Annotated in this window: 6 protein-coding genes; 4 read left to right on the forward strand and 2 right to left on the reverse strand. The window is 70.2% G+C overall.

The annotated features are described in order from the left end of the window. Positions 1-70: 70 nt before the first annotated feature. Positions 71-1,675 (reverse strand): acyl-CoA carboxylase subunit beta, encoded by a 1,605-nt coding sequence (locus PV679_RS33035; RefSeq protein ID WP_319684593.1) that lies wholly within the window; start codon positions 1,673-1,675, stop codon positions 71-73. Positions 1,676-1,981: 306 nt separating this feature from the next. Here PV679_RS33035 and PV679_RS33040 point away from each other — a divergent pair, with 306 nt between their 5' ends. Together PV679_RS33040 and PV679_RS33045 are read left to right on the forward strand one after the other, a co-directional pair. Next, the gene (locus PV679_RS33040) at positions 1,982-2,845 is read left to right on the forward strand and encodes a biotin--[acetyl-CoA-carboxylase] ligase (RefSeq protein ID WP_319684594.1); all 864 of its coding nucleotides are present in this window, start codon (positions 1,982-1,984) and stop codon (positions 2,843-2,845) included. 171 nt (positions 2,846-3,016) lie between these two features. Continuing rightward, the gene (locus PV679_RS33045) at positions 3,017-4,168 is read left to right on the forward strand and encodes an adenylate/guanylate cyclase domain-containing protein (RefSeq protein WP_319684595.1); all 1,152 of its coding nucleotides are present in this window, start codon (positions 3,017-3,019) and stop codon (positions 4,166-4,168) included. A 60-nt stretch (positions 4,169-4,228) separates the two neighbouring features. Here the strand turns inward: PV679_RS33045 and PV679_RS33050 are convergent, their stop codons facing one another. Continuing rightward, positions 4,229-4,663: a hypothetical protein gene (locus PV679_RS33050; RefSeq protein ID WP_319684596.1), complete on the reverse strand. Its 435-nt coding sequence runs from the start codon at positions 4,661-4,663 to the stop codon at positions 4,229-4,231. A gap of 229 nt (positions 4,664-4,892) precedes the next feature. Between PV679_RS33050 and PV679_RS33055 the strand changes: the two genes are divergently transcribed. Together PV679_RS33055 and PV679_RS33060 are read left to right on the forward strand one after the other, a co-directional pair. Then, a complete protein-coding gene (locus PV679_RS33055; protein WP_319684598.1) occupies positions 4,893-5,702 on the forward strand; it encodes an enoyl-CoA hydratase/isomerase family protein in 810 nt (269 codons plus the stop codon). Between the two features lie 64 nt (positions 5,703-5,766). Further along, positions 5,767-6,936, forward strand: a 1,170-nt coding sequence (locus tag PV679_RS33060; RefSeq protein ID WP_416069855.1) for a diguanylate cyclase domain-containing protein, incomplete at its 3' end; no start/stop codon positions are given.

A 6,936-nucleotide genomic window follows, 5' to 3' on the forward strand; every position in this document is an offset into this window, starting at 1 on the left:
AGGTCCTTTCCTGCTGCTGGACACACGGAGGCCGGACACCATCGGGCCGGCGTCGCCGCCGGGCCCGCCGTCAGAGAGGAATGTTCCCGTGTTTCCTCGGCGGCAGGCTCTCCCGCTTCGTACGAAGCTGGCGCAGCCCCTTCACGATATGGGCCCGCGTCTCCGCCGGCCTGATGATGGCGTCGACATAACCGCGCTCGGCCGCCACATACGGATTGAGCAGCGTGTCCTCGTATTCCTGGATCAGCTCGGCGCGCAGCGCCTCCTGCGCCGCCTCGTCACCGGCCGCGGCGATCGTGCGGCGGTGCAGGATGTTCACCGCGCCCTGCGCGCCCATCACGGCGATCTGCGCGGTCGGCCACGCCACATTGAGATCGGCGCCGAGATGCTTGGAGCCCATCACGTCGTACGCGCCACCGAACGCCTTGCGCGTGATCACCGTGATCAGCGGGACCGTGGCCTCGGCGTACGCGTAGATCAGCTTCGCGCCGCGCCGGATGATGCCGCCGTACTCCTGGTCGACGCCCGGCAGAAAGCCGGGGACGTCGACGAAGGTCAGCACCGGGACATTGAACGCGTCGCAGGTCCGCACGAACCGCGCGGCCTTCTCCGAGGCGTTGATGTCCAGACATCCGGCGTACTGCATCGGCTGATTGGCGACGACGCCGACCGGGAAGCCCTCCACGCGGCCGAAGCCCGTGATGATGTTCGGCGCGAACAGCGACTGGGTCTCCAGGAACTCGCCGTCGTCCAGCACATGCTCGATGGCGGAGTGCATGTCGTACGGCTGGTTCGCGGAGTCCGGGATCAGCGCGTCCAGCTCGCGGTCCTCGTCCGTCGTCTCCAGCGCGGCCTCCTCGGGGAAGGCGGGCGGCTCGGAGAGATTGTTCGACGGCAGATACGACAGCAGTGACTTGACGTACTCGATGGCGTCCTTCTCGTCACCGGCCATGTGGTGCGCGACCCCGGACGTGGTGTTGTGCGTACGGGCACCGCCCAGCTCCTCGAAGCCCACGTCCTCACCGGTCACCGTCTTGATGACATCCGGACCCGTGATGAACATGTGAGAGGTCTGGTCGACCATCACCGTGAAATCGGTGATCGCCGGAGAGTAGACGGCGCCGCCCGCGCACGGGCCGACGATCAGGCTGATCTGCGGCACGACACCCGAGGCGTGCACATTGCGGCGGAAGATCTCGGCGAAGAGGCCGAGCGCGACCACACCCTCCTGGATACGGGCGCCGCCGCCGTCATTGATGCCGATGATCGGACAGCCGGTCTTCAGCGCGAAGTCCATGACCTTCACGATCTTCTCGCCGTAGACCTCGCCGAGGGAACCGCCGAAGATCGTGAAGTCCTGCGAATACACACAGACCGGGCGGCCGTCGACCGTGCCGTAACCGGTGACGACACCGTCTCCGTACGGACGGTTCTTCTCGATGCCGAAATTCATCGAGCGGTGCCTGGCGAACTCGTCCATCTCGACGAAGGACCCTTCGTCCAGCAGCAGGCCGATCCGCTCGCGGGCCGTCAGCTTGCCCTTGGCGTGCTGCTTCTCCACGGCGCGCGCGGACCCGGCGTGCGTGGCTTCCTCGATGCGGCGCTGATGGTCCGCGATCTTGCCCGCGGTGGTGTGGCTGGCTTCGGCGCCGTGGACGGTTTCCGGCTCGGACATCGGGATGCGGCTCCCTGCGGGTCACGGATGCGGTTGCGGTTGCGGGACGGCTGGCGGTCGGCTCGTAGGCTACTGATCCGTAGCGTATCGGCGCCCCTGAGGGCTGTCGCAATAATCCCTGGCGGGAACGCGACGACGGCTACGGCACTTCGCCGCGTTGTCGGAACGCCCCCATACGCCCAGTATGCGGACGTCCCTCCGCCTTGCGACGCACCGCATCCGACGCCGCGCGCTGATCCACCACGGATTACGGGACAGCCCCTACCATTCGGCAGTGCGGTGTTTGCCACACTTAGGCTGGCTTGCATGACGGAGCCCCATGACCAGGCGAGCCGCTGGTCCGACCTCGAACGCCCCCCGCTGAACGTGCGCGCGCTGCGCCACGGGCTGATCCGGCCGGGCGGCCTGTGGAACACGCTCGATGTGGTCGCCTCGACCGGATCCACCAACTCCGATCTGGCGGCGCGCGCCCGCGACGGACTCGCGGAGGGCGCGGTGCTGGTCGCCGAGGAACAGACGGCGGGACGCGGACGGCTGGACCGGCGGTGGACCGCTCCGGCCCGCTCGGGACTCTTCTTCTCCGTCCTGCTGCGGCCCGGCCCCGCCGTGCCCGGCGCGCGTCTCGGCTGGCTGCCACTGCTGACCGGAGTGGCCGTCGCGACCGGCCTCGCGCGGGCCGCCGGCGTGGACACGGCCCTCAAATGGCCCAACGACCTGCTGGTGACCGTGGACGGCGAGGAACGCAAGGCGGGCGGAATCCTCGCGGAGCGGGCCGGAGACGACGCGGTCGTGGTCGGCATCGGCCTGAACGTCTCGCTGCGGGCGGCGGAACTGCCGGTCCCGACGGCGGGCTCACTGGCCTTGGCGGACGCGGTGTCCCTGGACCGCGACACACTGCTGCGCGCCGTGCTGCGGTCGCTGGAACGGTGGTACGAGCAGTGGCGGGCGGCGGAGGGCGACCCGGCGGTCTCCGGTATCCAGGAGGCGTACGCGGCGGGCTGCGCGACCCTGGGCCGCACCGTACGGGCGGAGCTGCCAGGAGACCGCGAGCTGACAGGCGAGGCGGTGGCGATCGACAGCGACGGACGGCTGGTCCTGGCCACGGCGGACGGCGTACGCCATGCGGTCGGCGCGGGCGACATCGTGCATGTGAGGGCCCTCGGCACCTAGGCCACACCCAGGCCACATCTAGGTGCGGCCCAGGTACCGCTTCCTTCTCCGCCTCGCGAAAGACCCTAGGCTGGTGAGTGGGACGTGAGCCAGGGCACACCTGCCGTATCGTTGAGGCGATCCACTACAGATCGGCAGGGCAGTGCGCAGGGAACGGGCAGGAGGCGGCTGGTGACCGTCGACGATTCGACTTCCGGCGAGGACGCGCAGCCGCCGGCGGACTCGCCCGCGTACCCGACCCCGCATCATGTCGTCGACTATTCGGTGGAGCCGACGGACGACCCGCTCGCCATCCGGCTCGAACAGCTCATCCTCGGCGCCGAGCGGCGCTACACGCCGTTTCAGGCGGCCCGTACCGCCGGTGTCTCGATGGACCTCGCCTCCCGCTTCTGGCGCGCCATGGGCTTCGCGGACATCGGCCAGGCCAAGGCCCTCACCGAGGCGGACGTCCTCGCGCTGCGGCGGCTGGCCGGTCTGGTGGAGGCCGGACTGCTCAGCGAGCCGATGGCCGTACAGGTCGCCAGGTCGACCGGACAGACCACGGCCCGGCTGGCGGAGTGGCAGATCGACTCGTTCCTGGAAGGACTGACGGAGCCGCCGGAGCCGGGAATGACCCGTACCGAGGTCACCTACCCGCTGGTCGAACTGCTCCTGCCCGAGCTGGAGGAGTTTCTCGTCTATGTCTGGCGGCGCCAGCTCGCCGCGGCCACCGGCCGGGTCGTCCAGGCCGCCGACGACGAGGAGATGGTCGACCGGCGCCTCGCGGTCGGCTTCGCCGACCTCGTCGGATTCACCCGGCTGACCCGTCGGCTGGAGGAGGAGGAGCTAGGCGAGCTGGTCGAGGCGTTCGAGACGACCTCCGCCGACCTTGTCGCCGCGCACGGCGGCCGGCTCATCAAGACCCTCGGTGACGAGGTGCTCTACGCGGCGGACGACGCGGGCACGGCCGCGGAGATCGCGCTGCGCCTCATAGAGACGATGGCCCATGACGAGACGATGCCGGCGCTGCGCGTCGGCATCGCGTTCGGCACGGTCACCACGCGGATGGGCGATGTCTTCGGTACGACGGTGAACCTCGCGAGCCGGCTCACCTCGATAGCTCCGAAGGACACCGTCCTCGTCGACGGCGCGTTCGCGGAGGAGCTGATCCGTACCGGCGAGGCCCCGGCCTCCGAGGCCCAGGCGGCGGAGGCGGCCGCGAAGGCCGAGAAGGAGGGCGAGGCGCCGCCCTCGTACCGCTTCGCGCTCCAGCCGATGTGGCAGCGGCCGGTGCGCGGTCTCGGTGTCGTCGAACCCTGGCTGCTGTCCCGGCGCGCGACGTAGGGCCTGTCTGAGAAGTAGCGTCGTCCGGCCACGGGGCGGGGCGCCTTCGGACCCGCGCATCTAGTTCTTGTCGTCGGAGCCGTAGTAGTCCTGCTTGGCCTTGTCGGTGTCGACGGTGTCGTCGTCGGAGCCGTAGTAGTCCTGCTTGGCCTTGTCGGTGTCGACGGTGTCGTCGTCGGAGCCGTAGTAGTCCTCTTTCGCCTTGTCGGTGTCGACGGTGTCGTCGTCGGAGCCGTAGTAGTCCTCCTTGGCCTTGTCGGTGTCGACGGTGTCATCGTCGGACCCGTAGTAGTCCTGCTTCGCCTTGTCCGTGTCGACGGTGTCGTCGGACGTGCTGGACGTGCTGGACTTGCTGCTCCCGCTCGTGTCGGCCGAGCTTCCGACCTTCGGAGCGTCGCCGGTGGAGTCGCAGGCGGTGGCGGTGGCGGTAAGGGCCGCCACGGCCGCCAGGGCCAGAACAAGACGGGTGGAACGGGCGACAAGGCTCGGACGCATTGTGGTCTCCATCAACTGTGGTTGCGGTGCTTCCCTGCTGGCGTCGCCAACCTACGGCCGAATCGATCCCGAAATGATCGCGCCAATGTTCGGGTTCCGTCCCAGCAACACCCGCCCCGCACAACAGCATTGAGCACTCCGGCGCTCAACCCCGCTCCAGCGCGATCCAAACGGAAGGCCCTAGTATCAACACCCGGTGTGAACCATCGTTAACCGGAGGGGTGTGATCATGGCCGAGGCCATGGAGAACGAGCGGCGGTACGGGGAGTATGTCGTCGTCAGGCGGCACGGACATGTCGCGGAGCTGGTCCTCGACCGTCCCAAGGCCATGAACGCGGTGTCGACGGAGATGGCCCGCTCTCTCACCGCCGGGTGCGAGGCGCTGGGCGCGGACTCCGGCGTCCGGGTCACCGTGCTGACCTCCACGCATGCGCGTGCCTTCTGCGTGGGCGCCGACCTGAAGGAACGGAACTCGTTCAGCGACGCCGATCTGGTACGCCAGCGGCCCACCGCGCGGGCGGCGTACACCGGCGTCCTCGAACTCCCGATGCCGACGATCGCCGCGGTGCACGGCTTCGCGCTCGGCGGCGGCTTCGAGCTGGCACTCGCCTGCGATCTGATCGTCGCCGACCGCACGGCGGTCCTCGGACTGCCCGAGGTGTCGGTCGGAGTGATTCCCGGCGGCGGCGGTACGCAACTGCTGCCCCGCCGCGTCGGAGCCGCGCGCGCCGCCGAGCTGATCTTCACGGCACGGCGCGTGGACGCCGACGAGGCACGCGAGCTGGGCCTCGTCGACGAGCTGGTGGCCGAGGGATCCGACCGGGACGAGGCCCTCGCCCTGGCGGCCCGTATCGCCGCCAACTCACCCGTCGGCCTGCGCGCCGCCAAGCGCGCGCTGCGGCTCGGTCACGGGCTCGACCTGCGGGCCGGTCTTGAGGTCGAGGACGCGGCTTGGCGGTCCGTCGCCTTCTCCGGCGACCGGGCGGAGGGTGTCGCGGCCTTCAACGAGAAGCGGAAGCCGCAGTGGCCCGGCGAATGAACGCGGTGTGACCGCTCGTCGCTCTGGATGATCGGAAGCCTCGGCGCCGACTTAAGCTGGGGTGATGGGAGTGGACGGGCGACTGCGAGCCGTGGTGGCACTGGCGCAGGCGATGGCCTCCGCCCCGACACCACGCGATGCGTGGCGGGCCGCGGCGCAGGGCGCGCGCGAAGGGCTCGGAGGAAGCTTCGCGGCGCTGTCCGTGTGGGAGCGGGAACGCGGCCGGCTCAAGGTCCTCGTGAACACCGGAGAGCTGGCCGACGACGAGGAGGAGTTTCCCGAGGACGAGACGTATCCCGTGCATCAGTTTCCCGAGATCGCGGAGTTCCTGCACGAACGGTGGGCCGGCGGCGGCGGTCCGAACGCCTGGGTCGAGACGGCGACGGGACACGCTCCCTGGCCGGTCTCGCGCGAGCCCGGCTACTTTCCGAAGCGCGTCGCGGCGCTGCGCCGGCGCGGGCGCGGCTGCTGTGTGGTCGCGCCGATCGTGCTGGACGGGCGGGCCTGGGGCGAGCTGTATGTGGCCCGGCCCCGCGAGGCCCCGCCCTTCGGCGCGGACGACGCGGAGTTCGCGACCGTCGTCGCATCGGTGGTGGCGGCCGGGCTCGCGCAGACGGAGCGGCTCGAAGAGGTGCGCCGGCTCGCCTTCACGGACCCGCTGACAGGGCTCGCGAACCGGCGCGCGGTCGACATACAACTCGACGAGGCGGTCGGCCGGCACCGCGACGAAGGAGCCGTCGTCAGCCTTGTCGTCTGTGACCTCAACGGACTCAAGGCCGTCAACGACACCCATGGGCACGCGGTCGGTGACCGGCTGCTGGAACGGTTCGGCTCGGTCCTGTCGGTGTGCGGCGCGCGGCTTCCCGGCGCGTTGGCCGCGCGGCTGGGCGGCGACGAGTTCTGTCTGCTGACGGTGGGACCACCGGCGGACGAGGTGATCGCCGTGGCGAAGGAACTGTGCGTGCGGGCGGCCGAGTTGGAGCTGGGAGAGGGTGTGGCGTGCGGGATCGCCTCTACGGGCGACCCGATCGGTCAGGTGCTCTCGGCGCGACGGCTGTTCCGGCTGGCGGACGCGGCGCAGTACCGGGCGAAGGCGGCGCGGGCGTCCGAGCCGGTGGTGGCGGGCCGGGACGGCGCGGTGCTGCGGCTGGCGGACGCGCCGCCGCGGGCGGGTGATCGGCGTCGGTTCCGCGATGCGCCGCCGCGACCCGTCTCTTTAAAACATCTCCGAGCC

It is taken from the genome of Streptomyces sp. AK02-01A (genome assembly GCF_033795305.1).
GTDB lineage: Bacteria > Actinomycetota > Actinomycetes > Streptomycetales > Streptomycetaceae > Streptomyces.

Excerpts from the sequence above, each read along its gene's own strand:
- PV679_RS33055 (WP_319684598.1), top strand. The coding sequence starts at position 4,893 with ATGGCCGAGGCCATGGAGAACGAGCGGCGGTACGGGGAGTATGTCGTC.
- PV679_RS33035 (WP_319684593.1), bottom strand. The coding sequence starts at position 1,675 with ATGTCCGAGCCGGAAACCGTCCACGGCGCCGAAGCCAGCCACACCACC.
- PV679_RS33050 (WP_319684596.1), bottom strand. The coding sequence starts at position 4,663 with ATGCGTCCGAGCCTTGTCGCCCGTTCCACCCGTCTTGTTCTGGCCCTG.
- PV679_RS33040 (WP_319684594.1), top strand. The coding sequence starts at position 1,982 with ATGACGGAGCCCCATGACCAGGCGAGCCGCTGGTCCGACCTCGAACGC.